Source organism: Sneathiella sp., assembly GCF_029233945.1.
In the GTDB taxonomy this organism is placed as follows: Bacteria; Pseudomonadota; Alphaproteobacteria; order Sneathiellales; family Sneathiellaceae; genus Sneathiella.
This window is the reverse complement of the sequence record NZ_JARGOQ010000043.1, coordinates 13,806-30,349: the sequence shown is the minus strand read 5'-3', so window position 1 is coordinate 30,349 and position 16,544 is coordinate 13,806. Positions and strand designations below refer to the sequence as shown.

Sequence of the window (16,544 nt, the reverse complement as noted above, 5' to 3'; positions counted from 1 at the left end):
CCCCTTATACAGAAGTCTCGCGCGAGTTTAAAGCAATCGTGAAAATTAGTCGATGCGGGATGAGGGGTGAGTAGATACTAACGATTGTGTTTAGGCGTTAAGAAGGATAATTCTTTTTTCTCAATTTTGCCTGTAGATTGGGAATAGTATGCTTGGTAGAATTTGAAATCTTCGCGGGAATTTTCTCTACATTTTTCGTCAATAATTTTTATGATTGCAAGTTTATGTTCGGTTTTCGTATTCATACCGAAAATAATGCCTTCAAGCGTTTCAAAATTATAGGTGGTGTTTTTCGAGGATTTTTCGCCGTCAATCACAAACGTTGTGAGAATTGCACGATATTCTTTTTCATACTGCCAATCAGAAGATTTAGTTATTAATCCTTCCTGATGCCTTTCCCAGTATTGCCTTCTCCATTCTTCATTCTCAGACACAATACCATTTGCACAAACACTACATTTGCCATTTTCATCATAAAACCAAACTTCATTCAGATGTGGAATAGGCAGTTGTCCTAAAGAACGGAAAAAGTCTATTTCAGGATGCTTCGCATCATATTGCACTTTAGAGAGACGGTATTTTCTATTCCCATAGATATCGGTTGAAATTATTTCATCTCCTTTTTTGTGGCCGCCCGTGCTGGTAATAGTGTACAGATTTATATTGAAATTAGTATCGGTTTTGAATTGCAAACATATGCCGGAATGGTTTTCCGCATAGTGAGCCCACATTGAAGAATTGGTGCATTCTTCGGAAAAACAAGCGACATAATTGTTTGGATACAATAATTGTTCAATTTGTTTTAGATATTCTATGGGAAATCTAAGAAGCAAGAAGTCCTGATTTGCTCTAAAATTATGCGAATTGTATTTATGTATTAAACAAACCTCTTCATACACTATTGTTTGTGCAGCGTAGATTTCCTCAATTGCGGCTGACTTGTCAGTATTTTCCATTGCGAACTGATTAGCGGCTACAAAGAATTCTTCTGTAAAAATAAGTGATTGAGGGTCAAATTCTTCTATCGAAGGTTTATGCTCTACCATGCCGTGTTTTTGATACACATTGGCAATGCAAAACAAAGCATAAGTGTGAATTGACCGAAGATAGGATAACAATTCATTTCTTTTTATTGAAATTTGCCGTTCTGCCAATCTTTTGGGATAAAGTTTTGCGTTTTCATTCGAGAAAAAACGGCTTAGTATCTCGTCAAATAGGTGCTTGTATTCATCAGTTGGTAAGTCGCTGTATTTTTGAAATACTAGAATGTCAGTTGAAGATAACGGAAAATCTTTGCCGCCAATACAAAAAGATCCATAAATATGCTCTAGGCAAAGCAAGTAATGCTTTATAAAATTTCGCCAGACAATTTCATCGCCATCCCAATATATGTCTCTATAACCCTCCATAGGATCATTGAGCGAATTCAAAGGGGAAAAGTATATTTGCTGTTTCCTCAGCTCGTCATACCCTGTTATGGGGATTTCTTTTGTTTGATTTGTTCCATTAAGATCCTCAGTCGACAGAATTTTATCGATAGAGCGGAATCTATAAATTGAATTACTCATCTAATAACTCGGCAAAAATTTTCGTAACCGGAACAATTCACATGTATACGCTACCACAGCATGATAGCGAGTAACTAGCCTGGGAATACGGCCAACTTCATCGCAAATGATTGATTTTGCGGAATAGGGCCTTACCCTTATAGTCTGGATTTGCGCAGTGCGGGATAAGGGGTGGTATGGCGGCGGTTCGGAAGATCTTTCTGGTTTTATTATGCGCGATTGTGCTTTTCGGGTTGCCGCAGATGTTGTCGGTCGCGGCCGGCACCTCATCGGAGGCATCAAGCTGGTCCTCGGCGCGGCGGGATGCCACCGGGCTATCGCCCTCGCCGGAGAGCCATAAAGAGGCCATCATTCAGGTCTTCGGCGCGCGCACCTGGGGCTGGCGCGGGAATTTCGCCATTCATACCTGGATTTCCATGAAGCGCAAAGACGCGGACAATTACGACCGCTATGAGGTGATTGGCTGGCGCGCGCGGAACGGCGGCAATGCGCTGGTGCATAGCCGTAGCGCGCCCGATAATCACTGGTTCGGGAATGCGCCGGAACTTCTCGCCGTTGTTGAAGGCCCCGAGGCGGAAAAGCTGGTCAGCCGGATCGAGGCAAGCATCGAGAGCTATCCGCACAAATACGAGTATCGCGTCTGGCCCGGCCCCAATTCAAACAGCTTTATCGCCCATATCGGACGCGAGGTGCCGGAACTTGAACTCGATCTTCCGCCAACCGCCATCGGCAAGGATTTCATCTCCGGCAGCCATCTTCTGGGGAGCGCGGTGAGCGGGCGCGGCATGCAGTTTTCCCTGCTCGGTCTTGGGGGCTTTTCCTTAAGCCCGGTGGAGGGGATAGAGATTCACCTGCTGGGCCTCACCCTCGGACTGGATATCGATGATTTTGCGTTGAAACTGCCGGGTTTCGGGCGACTGGAGCCATTCGGCGCGCAAAACGAACTACCCTAACGCGTCTGCCGTCGCGTCCAGCCGGTTCAGGAAGCTATCGAGCATTTCAATCTCGTCCGGGCTAAATTCGGCGAGGAGCTGATCCTCATAATTTTGCGCGAGCGGTATAATCTCCGCCAGCATCGTTTTCCCCGCCCTGGTAAGGTAAAGCGCGGCGGAGCGGCGGTCCCCTTTCAGGATACGTTTTTCAAGCCGGCCCGATTTGGAAAGCCGGTCCACCGCCCGGCTGATGCTTACCTTGTCAAGGGAGGCAAGCGGCGCAATCTCCCGCGCGGTCAGGCCGGGATTCGACCCCAGCAACGCCACAATGCGCCATTCCGCGATGGTCAGATCGAACATCTTTGAATATTTCGCGGCCAGGCTCCGGCTGATCATGCCGGACAGCTTGGTCAGGCGGTAGGGCAGGAAGCGGGGGAGATAGAGACTTGGTTGCATATCATTCATCGAAACAGCCTTGACTTTACTCATTACCCGATCCATTTTACGGATTAAAGTTTCAAATGAAACTACTTTTTTGCAGGAGGCGGAAAATGGCTGATTTATGGGACAATCCGATGGAAACCGACGGCTTCGAATTTGTCGAATATGCCGCGCCGGACCCGGAGGCTTTGGGCAATCTTTTTATCTCCATGGGCTTTCGTCCCGTCGCCAGACATCGCTCCAAGGATGTGACGCTGTATCGGCAGGGGGACGTGAACTTCATCGTCAATGCCGAACCCAACAGCTTCGCGCAGTCTTTCGCGCGCATTCATGGGCCCTGTGCCTGCGCCATGGCGTTCCGGGTGAAGGATGCCGCAAAGGCGATCCGACGTGCCGAGGAGCTTGGCGCCTGGGTCGTGCCGTCCGATGCCGGCCCGATGGAACTCAATATCCCGGCGATAAAAGGCATCGGGGATTCGCTGATTTATCTTGTGGATCGCTATGGCGACAAGGGGTCCATCTATGACGTCGATTTTCTGCCCATCGAGGGGGAGGAGCGGCACCCGACGGGCACGGGTCTCACCTATATCGATCACCTGACCCATAATGTGCATCGCGGTCGGATGAACGAATGGTCGGAATATTACGAACGCCTCTTCAATTTCAGGGAAATCCGTTATTTCGATATCGAGGGCAAGCTAACCGGCCTTAAAAGCAAGGCGATGACCAGCCCCTGCGGCAAGATCCGCATCCCGATCAACGAAAGCTCCGACGACAAGTCGCAGATACAGGAATATCTCACCGCCTATCATGGCGAGGGCATCCAGCATATCGCGCTCGGCACCAATGATATCTATGCGACGGTCAAGTCAATGCGGGAGACGGGCGCGCTGTTCCAGAGCACGCCGGACACTTACTTTGAGCAGATCAATGAACGGGTGGCGGATCACGGGGAAGATGTCGCAAGGCTGCAAGAGTTGCAAATCCTCATTGACGGTGCGCCGACCGAAGGGCAGGGATTGCTCCTGCAGATTTTCACCCAGAATGTCATCGGCCCGATCTTTTTTGAGATTATCCAGCGAAAGGGCAATGAAGGCTTCGGGGAGGGGAATTTTCAGGCACTTTTCGAATCAATCGAGCTCGATCAGATCAGGCGCGGCGTTATCTAACGCGCGTTAGTCAGGATTCATTTTCCGCGGCGAGAGCCGAGGATTCCCGCACCGCCGCAATGAGCGCCTGCATCTGCTCCCCGGAAATAACGCCGGGGATAAACTCCTCGCCAATGACGAAGGCGGGTGTGCCGCTGATCCCGAGTTTCTTTGCAAGAACATAGTTTTTCTCGACGATCTCGCGGACCTCATCCTTTTTCATGTCAGCCTCAAGCCGTTCCACATCGAGGCCGACATCGGCGGCGATACTGCGGATACGCTCAATCGTCATGCCGCCGCGACTTTCCATCAGCGCGGTATGAAAGGCGAGATATTTGTCCTGCTCCAGTGAAGCGATTGCCGCCTGAGAAGCAAGGAAGGAATCCGCGCCGAGAATGGGAAATTCCTTTAGAACCAGACGGATATTGCCATCTTCCTCAACAGTTTTCATCAATTCAGGGAAGCTCTGCTTGCAATAACCGCAGCGATAATCAAAAAACTCCACAATCGTTACATCCCCATCGGGATTTCCGGCAACATAGCTGTGCCCGTCGTCTTTCAAGTCCGTTGCGAGCGACGCTATCAGGCCCGTACGTTCTACCGTAGCGGCCATTTCTTCTTGCTTGGTAAGCTCCGCAATCACCTCGCGCAGCACCTGCGGATTGGAGAGGAGATAGGCGCGAACCCGCTCGCCGAACTCATCCTCCGACCCTTGGGGTTTCGCCAGCATATATTGATAGGCGCCAAAAGTGATCAGCCCGATCAAGGCACAAAGAGAGAGAATGCTGAGGCTGCTGAGCCTGGATTTGCCGGACATGTTATTGCTTTCATGGGTTAATTTTTACCGAGTATGCGCGAGCGCCCGATAAAATCAAATAAACTTTCCTGTGATCATTTCTGCAGGACAAATGCGCATGACGACCCCATCCAGATAAACACGATTGTGGATTTTATAAAGTATATTATAGTCAAGAATACGGGAATACTGCGCAATAACCCGGAAAATAGTACAAGTATGCGCTTATACTTTTAAGAGTTGGGGGTAGTCTATGCTTAAGGAATTTAAAGAATTTGCCATGCGCGGCAATGTTGTCGATATGGCCGTCGGTATCATTATTGGTGCTGCATTTGGAACAATCGTCAAATCACTCGTTGCGGACATCATCATGCCGCCAATCGGCATGCTTCTGGGTGGTGTTGATTTTACAGATTTCTTTATCACTCTGTCCGGCGGAACCTATGAAACCCTGGCTGCCGCGAAAGAAGCGGGTGCGGTCACCCTGAATTACGGCGCTTTCGTTAATACGGTGATCAGCTTCATTATCGTCGCCTTCGCGGTATTCCTCCTGATCAAGCAGATCAATCGCTTGACCCCGAAGGAAGAGGAAGCTCCGGCCGAACCCGCCGCACCGCCACGCGAAGAGGTTCTTCTTGAAGAAATTCGCGACTTGCTGAAAAGCCAGAAATAACCTTTCCGGGCGTCACGGGTTACTGCTTCCGTGACGCCTGATTGGCATAGGTAATGATGTCGTCCAGACGAAGATAGGACGGGCTGCCAAGTTTGAAGAAATCCTGCGCCCGCTGGGCATGAAATATGGCCTTCTGGTAATTTCCCTCCAATAGGGAGCGTTCCGCGCTTGCCAATGACAGCATCCCCGTATCGCCGGTCCGGCTATAGGCGGTGGCCAGTTGGTCCCATGTGTTGCCGTTGTTCGGATCGAAAGAGAGACTGTCATTCAACACAACAATAGCCCTCTCGGAATTTCGCACATCCCCGGTCGCGTTCAGGACGGTGCCATAGAATGTCAGGATCAGGGGTTCATTCGGCGCAAGCGTCATGGCGGTCTCCAGCGGGGCGAGGGCCCCAAAGATATCCCCGTTCTCATAAAGTGCCTGCCCCTTTAGTTCATGGAAATAGGGATCGGACGGACTTTCCGCGATCAGGCTGTCAATCTCCTTGATCGCCTTGGGAAGATCGGGATATCTGAAATATCCGATGGCGCGTGCATATCTGGCCTCAAGACTCTGGTCACTTTCAGGATATTGCTTGAGCGTCTTGGGGAGAGGGCGGGTAAAGCCATAAAGCTTCGCCTGCATCCTTTTGAGGGCGATCACATCCGCGTCACTCGCCGGTGTGTCCTTGTAGGGCGAATTCTTCACCCGCTGCGCAAGCGCCGAAACACGTTCACTGCTGACCGGATGGCTCCGGTAGTAGGAGGAAATGGTCGATTGCGGCTGATACTGATCCTTGCCGATAATTTCCAGAAACTCCACCATGCCGCGCCCCGACTGGCCCGTCCGGTTCAGATAGGTAATGGCCGCCTGGTCCGCGGAAGATTCCTGCGTCCGGCTGTAGCTGAGGAAGGATTTCGTCGCTGCATCCTGAGAGCCGAGGACCACCGCCGCACCGGCCTGACCGCCACCTGCCGCCATGGCGGCCAAGCCCAGGATCATGCCGACGATACTTTTGACATTCGCATTGGCAAGCGCATCGCGCGTTCGCGCCAGATGCCCGCCCGCGATATGGCCCGTTTCATGGGCGATCACGCCTTTCAACTGGCCCGGATTCTCAACCCGCTCCAACAAGCCTCTATATATGAACAGCCGCTGTCCGCCCGCGACAAAGGCGTTGAGGTCAGTGCTGTTGATGATATAAATCTCCACATCATCGCCATTCAGCCCCGCCGCCTTGAACAGAGGCCTTGCGTAAGCGCGAAGGGTATGTTCAATTTCTGCGTCACGAATAAAAGAAGGGGCCGTCTGTTTGGCAGCGGCGCTCCCCAAGGACAGTAACAGGACCAAGAATATGGATATCGGCGTAAATATGCGTTTGATCAAGAATAAATTCCTTTCATCCCTTCCTAAAACTAGGAACTGGGAGCTCTCGCGTCAATGGAAGGTTCGATTGATATCACTCGCATGTCTTGCCCCTCTCACACTCAATGCCTGCGGCGGCCCTTCCGTCCCGCTTGGGGAGATCGGCAATGTCGAAGAGAATCTCGGCGGCGCGGCGTCCGATGAACCGCGCGCCACCCTCATCGCGGAAGATATCCTCTCCTCGGGCGGCACGGCGGCGGATGCGGCAACCGCACTTTACTTCACTCTCGCCGTGACATACCCGATTGCGGCCTCCCTCGGTGGCGGCGGGGAATGTATCGTCTATGACACCGAGACGAACAAGCTTGAAAATCTGCAGTTTTTTAACAGGGCCCCGTCTGGCGGGGGATCGATTGCAATTCCCGGCAATATTCGTGGCATGGCGGCGTTGCAGGCGCGTTACGGCAGGCTTGAATGGTCGCAGCTTCTCGCTCCCGCCGAACAGATCGCCAATTTCGGTCAGCCTCTCTCCCGCGCGCAACATATGGCGATGGTCCTGAATAAGGATCAGCTCCTCCTCGACTATAATATCCAGAGTATTTTCATGGATAAAGATGGAGAGTTTGTGGCGGAAGGCACGAAAATCCGCCAGATCCGGCTCGCCAGTCTGTTATCGGCCCTGCGCTCCGAAGGCGGCGCCTCCTTCTATAGCGGGAACTGGGCCCGGACCTTCAGCCAAGATGCGCTTGCGGCCGGCGGCAAGATCACACCATCCGACATGCTGAACTTCAAGCCGATCTGGAAAGAGGCGCAAAGCTTCCGCGTGGATAACAATATGGCCGGTGTATCCGCTGGCCCGTCCGGCGATGTGTATAGCAAGCTCTGGAAACTGCTCTTTGAGGGCAAGGGCATCCTCGGTGTCGATGTCACGATCCCCCAGATTGAGATTGCCCGGGCCACGGCGGATGTTTTCTCAGATATACCGGCCATGTCTCCCTTTATCAGCCACGGCACCACCTCTTTTGTGACCACGGATAACCGGGGCGGGGCAGTGGCCTGTGTTGTCGGCCTCGGCTTTCCCTTTGGCGGGGGGCAGATGGGCGAGATTACCGGCATTATCATGGCCGGGAACCAGCCGCCGGAAAGCCAGGAATTCACCGCCTCTCCGCTGCTAATCGTCAATCTGCCGAATAAGGATTTCTATTATGCCGGGGCGGCAACGGGCGGAGCGTCTGCAACGGTTGCGTCCGTAACGACGGCACTCAATATCTTCGCCAAGGGCGGCAATCTCGATCCGGCGATGGATAGCGCGCGCCTCTTCACCATGGGCACCCAGCTTCCTCTACTCTTCGAATCCGCGATGACAGCGGAGGATGTCAGCAGCCTGCAGGCGGAGTTCCCGGTCATGGTGGAGGTTGACCGGCTCGCCTCCGTCAACGCAATCTATTGCCGGGATGGCAAGCTGTTCAACTGTGTCTCCCGCCATGATCCGCGCGGTTACGGCCTGTCCCTCATCGAAAACTGATATCTGCCAAGTTAAAGGAAGACGCATGGCGAACAATTCAGGCCGGGAAATCAGCCCCTTTATTGCAATGGAAGTTTTGAAGGCCGCGAACCTGCGGGAGCAGGAAGGGCGCGAAGTCTTTCATATGGAAGTGGGGCAGCCGGGCACCTCTGCGCCCTCGAAGGTACTGGCGGCGGCAAAGGATGCGCTGGAGACCCAGCAGATCGGCTATACCGACGCCCTTGGCATTGCTCCCTTGCGGGAGGCAATCGCAAGGCATTACAAGGACTTCTATGGTGTTGACGTCCCGAAGGAGCGGGTTGTCGTCACCACGGGCTCCTCGGGCGGCTTTCTCCTGACCTTCCTCTCGGCCTTCAAGAAGGGAGAGGGTGTGCTCCTCGCTGAACCCGGATATCCGGCCTATCGTAATATTCTGACCTCCCTCGATCTGGTGCCTGTCGGCTTGCCCTGTCATGCGGAGACAAATTTCCAGCCGACACCGGAATTGATCGACAAGGTGAGCGATCCGATTGCCGGGCTGCTGGTAGCGAGCCCGTCGAACCCAACCGGCACCATGATCAAGCATGATGAACTGGCCGCGCTTGTCGATTATTGTGCGGGGCGCGGGTTGCAATTTATTTCTGACGAGATTTATCACGGCATCACCTATGATGAACCGGCGACGACGGCCCTGGAGCTGACGGAGGAGGCGATTGTCATTAATTCCTTCTCCAAATATTTTTCCATGACCGGCTGGCGGCTGGGCTGGATGATCGTGCCCGAACGGATGGTCAGCACAATCGAGAAACTTGCGCAGAACCTCTTTATCTCACCACCCGCGCTCAGCCAGTATGCCGCCGTCAAGGCGTTCGAATGCATGGATGAGATGGAAGATAATGTCCGGGGCTATGCCCGGAATCGCGATATTCTGCTCACCGAACTGCCGAAACTTGGTCTCTCGCGGCTCGCGTCCGCCGACGGCGCCTTTTATGTCTATGCGGATGTGCGCGAATTCACCAATGACTCGGTGGCGTTCTGCAAAAAGATGCTGAATGAAACAGGCGTCGCAGCAACGCCGGGCCTTGATTTCGATCCCCATCGCGGCACGGGTTATGTCCGGTTTTCCTTCGCCGGATCGACGGCCACTATTGAACAGGCGATTGAGCGCCTCAAAAGCTGGTCCGGCATTAAAAAAGGGAGCCGTTAAGCTCCCTTTTTGCTATCTCGTTTTGCTGTCGGGGACTAGCCCCGCCGCCACCAGCCACTGCGCTTGGGTTTCTTTTCCGCCACGGTTTCTTCCGCCGCATCTTCGTTCACCAGGGTAACCGACACCGGTTTTTCAGCGACCTCCGGTTCCGGGATTTCGGTTGGGGCAGGGGCCGCAGGTTCAGATGGAGCCTCCGCCGCTGCGGCAACCTCCGCTGGCTCAGCCTCTGGCGCTACTGGTTCATCATCTTTTTTTGCGGTCCGGCGTCGACGTGCAGGCGCTTTCTTCGGTTTCTCCGCCTGTTCAGAAGTCTCTTCCGTAGGAGCTTCAGCAATCTCGCTTGATGCGCTTGCGTCTGCCTCATCCTCCGCCTTCGGCTTACGGCGGGAGCGACGCGGTTTCTTTTCCGCTTCTGCCGCCACTTCCGAAGTTTCGGAGGCTTCAACGGTTCCCGCCTTGCTCTCGTCCGTTACAGAGATCGGAATGACCACAGCCTCGCCACCATCGGAACCGGTGTTTTCATCGTCTGACCTGGTATCAACTGTCTGCTGTTCATCAGAGGCGGCATTGCGGGACCGCCGACGGCCTCCGCGCTTGCCACGGCGACGGCGCTTGGGCTCTCCGCCCTCATTCTCGTCATCACCGCTGGCAGGCTGGCTCTCACCGGACTGCTCCTCGGCATTTGCCTCCTGCGGTGCGTTCTCATCGCGCGGTTTCCGCCGCCGACGACGACGGCGCCGTTTCGGCGCGGCACCATCCTCTTCCCCATTTGATTCGGTCGAGGGTTGCTCGGTTTCCTCTTCCTCAATGGTGCCGGTGTAGGCCGCCGTCACTTCGCGCGTGACCGGCGTCAGATCGCCGGGCTTTCCTTTTTCCCGATCAATCTTGTAATCATTGAGGTTGGAGGTTGGGTCAGCAACGATCAGGATCGTCATGCCATAGACATTTTCCAGGTCCTGAATAACAGCCCGCTTCTGGTTAAGCAGGTAAATCGCCACTTCTGTATGAACGGCGACGGTGATTTTCGCGCTTCTCTCGCGGACGCCTTCTTCTTCCAGAGTCCGGATAATCAAAAGCGCCGTCGACTCAATGGAGCGGACAAAACCCGATCCGCCGCAGGTGTGACATACCGTCGTACTGGTTTCCAGAAAGCTCGGCCGGAGCCGCTGACGTGACATTTCCATCAAGCCAAAAGGACTGATCCGCCCCACCTGGATACGCGCACGATCGGATTTCAGGCAATCCTTCATCCGCCGTTCAACTGCGCGGTTATTGCGGTTGTCATCCATATCGATGAAGTCGATGACAATCAGCCCGGCAAGATCGCGGAGGCGCAGTTGACGGGCAATTTCCTCGGCGGCTTCAAGGTTGGTTTTCGTCGCCGTATCCTCGACATTCCTCTCCCGCGTGGCCTTGCCGGAGTTGACGTCGATGGAAACAAGTGCTTCCGTCGGGTTGATGACGATATAGCCGCCGGATTTAAGCTGCACTTCCGGATGATACATGGAGGCAAACTGCTGCTCCACCTGAAACCGGTGGAAGAGGGGGATCTTGTCCTTGTACGGCTGGACCTTTTTCGCATGGCTCGGCATCAGCTTGCGCATGAAGTCCTTCGCCACCTTGTAGCCCTCATCGCCCTCAACCAGAACCTCGCTGACCTCCTTGTCGTAAAGATCGCGGATGCTCCGCTTGATCAGGTTCGCCTCTTCATAGACGCAATAAGGCGCGATGGATTTGAGTGTCAGCTCCCGGATATCGTCCCAGAGCCGCATCAGGAATTCATAGTCGCGCTTGATCTCAACCTTGGTCCGGCTGAGGCCCGCGGTGCGGATAATAACGCCAATCCCGTCGGGCACTTCGAGTTCGTTCGCGATTTTCTTGAGCCGCTTGCGATCGGCAGGGTTGCTGATCTTGCGGCTAATCCCGCCGCCACGCCCTGTGTTCGGCATCAGCACGCTATAGCGGCCGGGCAGGGAGATATAGGTCGTGAGCGCCGCGCCCTTGTTGCCGCGCTCTTCCTTGACCACCTGCACCAGCAGGATCTGCCGCCGCTTGATCACTTCCTGAATTTTATAATTGCGTCGCGGTTTTGTGGCGCGCCGATCCTCGACGTCGTCCTCGCCCCCGAGATTCTCGACAACATCATCGTCATCGCTATCGACAACTTCCAGGCCACCGCCCGTGTCGTCAACATCGTCGACAATGCCCTCTTCGTCGTCCGCAGCGTCGGCTTCCACCATCGCTTCGGTCTCATCCGCATCCTCTTTCGTCTCTGCCGTCACATCGGCAGCAGATCCATCGATTTCCGCATCTTCCAGATCGCTCGCTTCGCGTTCTGCCGCGGCTTCCTGTTCGATCAGGACTTCGCGGTCGGAAATCGGCACCTGGTAATAATCGGGATGGATTTCATTGAAGGGAAGGAAGCCGTGGCGATTTCCGCCATATTCAACAAAGGCTGCCTGAAGAGAGGGCTCAACTCTTGTTACTTTTGCAAGATAGATATTGCCTTTGAGTTGTTTTCTTGATGCCGTCTCGTAATCAAATTCTTCGAGACGGGTACCTTTAACTATTACGACGCGTGTCTCCTCTTCATGAGACGCGTCGACCAGCATGCGCGTAGCCATACTTAAGCTCCGTAACTGTATACCCTCTCTATGAGCAAAAGAGCATCAGCCTATTTTTATGGAAATCGCCGGCGCCGTATCATTAACGAAAAACGTTTTTCAAACCCGCCAACCGGTCCGGTTTGAGTCTTTGGCTGCCATAACCTGCCCTCGACATTGAGATCAGGAACGATTTCTGTTTCACCTATTTTCTCTGCATTGTCTTAAGCGCTGTCATCAGACGCTCCGGGGATTGAACTCTTTCAATGCCTACAAAAGCTGTCGATCACGGCGCCGCCCTATCTCATATATAAGAGTATGGGACTGACCACAGGAACTCACCTAGCTATAGTACCTTCAATATGACGGACATACCAAGTGAATAATGACAGGGGGGTGAAAAATATTACATAATAAAAACCGCCATGCATTGAAAAGAGCGCGCGAAGCCGCTAATTTAGGCCCATTCGGCGAAAACATGGCCGTCAAAACTGTAGCGTAAAATATATGTGATCCGGATATGGATATGGTCAATCGCTTTTTCCGATATGTCTTGACGGCCGGCCTGATGCTTGCCGGTGCCTGTCTGTTTGCGCCTGCCTACGCAGCACCCGCCATTGATGTATCCTCTGCCCGGCTGGGCCAGCATACGGACAAGACGCGCTTTGTGCTGGAAATGAGCGCGGCGCCGCAATATGACGTTTTCCTGCTGGCCGAGCCTTATCGCATTGTCATCGATTTACCGGAGCTCAACTGGCGGGCGGACGAAGACGCTGGCCGCAAGAAGGGCCTGGTCGAGAATTATCGATTCGGCCTGTTCAAGAAAGATACCTCCCGCGTTGTGCTGGATGTCGGCGGACCGGTTAAAATCCTCCGCACGGTGATCCTGCCGCCTTCCTCGGGCAAGCCCTATCGCTTCTTCATCGATATTCAGAAGACCGATGAGGCCAGCTTCCGAAAAGAGTTGGCCGCGCGGCGCAGTCAACAGAAGAACACACAAGTCGCCATTGTTGCGCCGGAACCGCCCGTAAATAGCCGGAAATATACAATCGTCGTAGATGCGGGCCATGGCGGCATCGATCCCGGCGCCATCGGCAAGAGCGGTGTGTATGAGAAAAAAATTACCCTTGGTGTCGCCAAGCGAATGCATGACATCCTGTCGAAGAACAAGAAATACAATGTCATCATGACCCGGAACGACGATACCTTCCTCAGCCTGCGCGAAAGGGTCGCCGTCGGGCGGCACGCCGGGGCCGATCTCTTTGTCTCGATCCATGCCGATTCGATCAGTCGCCCTGATTTTCGGGGATCAACGGTTTATACTCTTTCCGAAAATGCCTCCGATGACGAAGCCGCGGAACTAGCGAAAAGCGAGAACAAATCCGACCTGATTGCCGGTGTCGACATGAGTGTGCAGGACGATACGGTGCAGGGCATCCTGATCGACCTCGCACAGAGGGAGACCATGAATTTTTCCGTCAAATTCGCCGAAATGATCATCCCGGAAATCTCCAAATCCGGCATGAAAACGCGCGGGCGCTCACATCGCTTCGCCGGTTTTCGCGTGCTGAAGGCGCCGGATGTACCCTCTGTTCTTGTGGAACTGGGATATCTTTCCAATCGCGAGGATGAGAAAATCCTGAAATCCGGCACAGGGCAGCAACGGCTGGCACAGGCAATTGTCAATGCAATCGACCGGTATTTTAAAACGGTTGATCCCTGAATTCAGGGAAACAGGGACGGGTTTTCCGAAAAATCATATTTTTCTGCCTGAAAAAAACCGAATCTGCTCTATATTCACAATTTGATTATGTAATTTGAGATTAGTTGGCTTATGAAGCGCTTTGCGAAATTCCTGTTTCTCTGCTTTGCCCTGATGATTTTCTTCGGAGTCATTGGCGTTGGTGCTGTTGGCTATGGCCTTTATCACTTCGGCAAGGGCCTGCCGGAGTATGACCAGCTGACCGAGTATGAACCCCCGGTGATGACACGGGTCCATGCGGCGGATGGCAGCCTGATTGCGGAATATGCGACGCAGCGGCGTCTTTTCGTGCCCATTGAAACCATCCCCGAATTCGTCAAGCAGGCCTTTATCGCGGCAGAGGATCAGGACTACTACTCTCATCCGGGCCTTGATTATAAGGGAATCGCGCGCGCGGCCATTACCAACCTCAAGAATTTAGGGCAGGGACGGCGACCCGTCGGCGCCTCCACCATTACGCAGCAGGTGGCAAAAAACATGCTGCTGACGAACGAGGTGTCCTACGAACGCAAAGCGAAAGAAGCCATTCTCGCGCTCCGGATCGACCGTGCGCTCACGAAAGATCAGGTGCTGGAGCTGTATCTGAATGAAATTTACCTCGGTCATCGCGCCTATGGCGTGGCAGCGGCAGCGCTTTATTATTTTGACAAGCCCCTCGATCGCCTGACCATTGCCGAGGCGGCCTATCTCGCGGCGCTTCCCAAGGCACCCAACAATTATAACCCGTTCCGCTATCCTGAACGCGCTGTCCAACGCCGCAACTATGTCATCGGCCGGCTGCTTGAGGATGAGTATATTACCCAGGAAGAGGCCGATGAGGCCCTTGCCATGCCGCTTCTTGCGCGCAAGGGCGGTGATGCCGAGGTAATCCAGGCCGAATGGTTCGTCGAGCAGGTGCGGCGTGAACTCTACGATGTTTATGGCGAGAAGGCGCTCTATGATGGGGGCCTGTCCGTGCGCACCACCATGCAGACGTCGATGCAGCAGACCGGCGAGCGTATCCTGCGCGAGGGCCTGCGCGCCTATGACCGTCGGCATGGCTGGCGCGGTCCGCTTTCCACGATTGAGGTCGGCGAGGACTGGACCGTGAAAATGATCAAGTTCCCCCGCCCGAAAGGCCTTGGCGACTGGTATATGACGGTCGTGCTGGAGCTGGATGAGGAGGCCGCGACCATCGGCTTTCCCGACACCTCAAAAGGGCGCATCCTGCTGGAAGACATGACATGGGCGCGGCAATATATCGAGGTGGATAAAAAAGGCCCGGCGATCAAGAAGCCGGCCGATGTCCTGAAGGTCGGCGATATCATCGCGGTCACCCCGAAAGAGGGGGCGAAGGCGACGGACAAGCTTTTCAGTCTGGAACAGATCCCGAAAATCTCCGGCGGTCTTGTCGCGATGGATCCGCACACGGGCCGCGTCTACGCCATTGTCGGTGGCTGGAGCCCGGATTCATCCCAGTTTAACCGTGCCGTTCAGGCCCATCGCCAGCCGGGATCGGCCTTCAAGCCTTTCGTTTATGCCGCCGCCCTCGACAATGGCTTTACACCTGCCGACAAGATCATGGATGGCCCTTTCGTGCTGACCCAGCCAAATGGGGAGCGCTGGAAACCCTCCAACTACACCAACCGATTTTACGGGCCGAGCACACTTCGCCTCGGGGTCGAAAAATCGCGAAACCTGATGACGGTGCGGCTTGCCCGGGCCATCGGGATGGAGCCGATCGTCGATTATGCGCATCGTTTCGGCATTACCGATAACCTGATGCCGACGCTTTCCATGGCCCTCGGCGCCGGGGAGACGACGCTCCTTAAACTGACGACGGCCTATGCGGAACTGGTGAACGGCGGCAAGAAGATCACCCCGAGCCTGATCGACCGCATACAGGACCGTCGCGGCAAGACCATCTATCGTCATGACGAACGCCCCTGCGATAACTGTAATGTCGAGGCCTGGAACAATCAGGAGGAGCCCGAGCTTCCCGATAATCGCGAGCAAATCCTGCCTGCAACGACCGCCTATCAGGTCGTCTCCATGCTCGAAGGCGTTGTCACCCGGGGAACCGGTGTGCGGATCAAGGCACTTGAAAAACCGCTGGGCGGCAAAACCGGCACCACCAATGAAAGTCAGGACACCTGGTTTATGGGCTTCTCGCCCGATCTCGCGGTCGGCATCTATGTCGGCTTCGATACGCCGGAAAGCCTCGGTAAGAAGGAGACAGGCTCCTCTGTCGCCGTGCCGATCTTCCGCGACTTCATGGCCGAAGTCCTGAAAGACCAGCCCGCAACGCCCTTCCGCGTCCCCGAGGGCATCCGTCTTGTCCGGATTAATGGCGAGACCGGCGAACCGGCACAGCGCGGCGACAAGAATGTCATCCTGGAAGCGTTTAAGACAACGACAAGCAGGCTGACCAGCAACGGCGTCCTTGATGGCTCTGAAAGCGGCAATTCCCCCGTTATCAGCGGGACAATACCGGAAAAGGCTGTTCGCTCCGGCACAGGCGGGCTTTACTGATCAGAAAATTCAGATTACCTTCCGCCAGAATTTTACGTTGTTGGAGTGAAG

Annotated in this window: 12 protein-coding genes; 7 read left to right on the top strand and 5 right to left on the bottom strand. The window is 54.2% G+C overall.

Annotated elements, in window-relative coordinates; translation table 11 throughout:
- Positions 1–77: 77 nt before the first annotated feature.
- Positions 78–1,568 carry a DUF2971 domain-containing protein gene (locus P1U71_RS13500; RefSeq protein WP_301106140.1) on the bottom strand — a complete coding sequence of 497 codons (1,491 nt, stop codon included), beginning with the start codon at positions 1,566–1,568 and terminating at the stop codon, positions 78–80.
- A gap of 242 nt (positions 1,569–1,810) precedes the next feature.
- On the opposite strand from P1U71_RS13500, the gene P1U71_RS13495 reads away from it, so the two are divergent.
- The gene (locus P1U71_RS13495; RefSeq protein WP_301106139.1) at positions 1,811–2,521 is read left to right on the top strand and encodes a DUF3750 domain-containing protein; all 711 of its coding nucleotides are present in this window, start codon (positions 1,811–1,813) and stop codon (positions 2,519–2,521) included.
- Here P1U71_RS13495 and P1U71_RS13490 read toward each other — a convergent pair.
- A complete protein-coding gene (locus P1U71_RS13490) occupies positions 2,513–2,989 on the bottom strand; it encodes a MarR family winged helix-turn-helix transcriptional regulator (protein WP_301106138.1) in 477 nt (158 codons plus the stop codon). The two genes, P1U71_RS13495 and P1U71_RS13490, sit on opposite strands and share 9 nt — an antisense overlap.
- A 62-nt stretch (positions 2,990–3,051) precedes the next feature.
- Here P1U71_RS13490 and hppD point away from each other — a divergent pair, with 62 nt between their 5' ends.
- On the top strand, positions 3,052–4,110 hold the full coding sequence (hppD, locus tag P1U71_RS13485; protein WP_301106137.1) for a 4-hydroxyphenylpyruvate dioxygenase: 1,059 nt from the start codon (positions 3,052–3,054) through the stop codon (positions 4,108–4,110).
- A gap of 10 nt (positions 4,111–4,120) precedes the next feature.
- Here the strand turns inward: hppD and P1U71_RS13480 are convergent, their stop codons facing one another.
- Positions 4,121–4,906: a DsbA family protein gene (locus P1U71_RS13480; protein ID WP_301106136.1), complete on the bottom strand. Its 786-nt coding sequence runs from the start codon at positions 4,904–4,906 to the stop codon at positions 4,121–4,123.
- Positions 4,907–5,138: 232 nt separating this feature from the next.
- Here P1U71_RS13480 and mscL point away from each other — a divergent pair, with 232 nt between their 5' ends.
- The gene (mscL, locus tag P1U71_RS13475) at positions 5,139–5,558 is read left to right on the top strand and encodes a large-conductance mechanosensitive channel protein MscL (RefSeq protein ID WP_301106135.1); all 420 of its coding nucleotides are present in this window, start codon (positions 5,139–5,141) and stop codon (positions 5,556–5,558) included.
- Between the two features lie 19 nt (positions 5,559–5,577).
- Here the strand turns inward: mscL and P1U71_RS13470 are convergent, their stop codons facing one another.
- The gene (locus P1U71_RS13470; protein ID WP_301106134.1) at positions 5,578–6,927 is read right to left on the bottom strand and encodes a M48 family metalloprotease; all 1,350 of its coding nucleotides are present in this window, start codon (positions 6,925–6,927) and stop codon (positions 5,578–5,580) included.
- Between the two features lie 67 nt (positions 6,928–6,994).
- Here P1U71_RS13470 and P1U71_RS13465 point away from each other — a divergent pair, with 67 nt between their 5' ends.
- Positions 6,995–8,431, top strand: a complete 1,437-nt coding sequence (locus P1U71_RS13465) for a gamma-glutamyltransferase (RefSeq protein ID WP_301106133.1) — start codon at positions 6,995–6,997, stop codon at positions 8,429–8,431.
- 25 nt (positions 8,432–8,456) lie between these two features.
- Entirely contained in the window at positions 8,457–9,617 is a 1,161-nt protein-coding gene (locus P1U71_RS13460) for a pyridoxal phosphate-dependent aminotransferase (RefSeq protein WP_301106132.1), read from the top strand.
- Between the two features lie 35 nt (positions 9,618–9,652).
- Here the strand turns inward: P1U71_RS13460 and P1U71_RS13455 are convergent, their stop codons facing one another.
- A complete protein-coding gene (locus P1U71_RS13455) occupies positions 9,653–12,241 on the bottom strand; it encodes a ribonuclease E/G (RefSeq protein ID WP_301106131.1) in 2,589 nt (862 codons plus the stop codon).
- A gap of 505 nt (positions 12,242–12,746) precedes the next feature.
- Here P1U71_RS13455 and P1U71_RS13450 point away from each other — a divergent pair.
- Positions 12,747–13,943, top strand: coding sequence for an N-acetylmuramoyl-L-alanine amidase (locus P1U71_RS13450; RefSeq protein ID WP_301106130.1), 1,197 nt, complete (start codon positions 12,747–12,749; stop codon positions 13,941–13,943).
- 111 nt (positions 13,944–14,054) lie between these two features.
- The gene (locus P1U71_RS13445) at positions 14,055–16,493 is read left to right on the top strand and encodes a penicillin-binding protein 1A (protein ID WP_301106129.1); all 2,439 of its coding nucleotides are present in this window, start codon (positions 14,055–14,057) and stop codon (positions 16,491–16,493) included.
- The last annotated feature ends 51 nt before the right edge of the window (positions 16,494–16,544 follow it).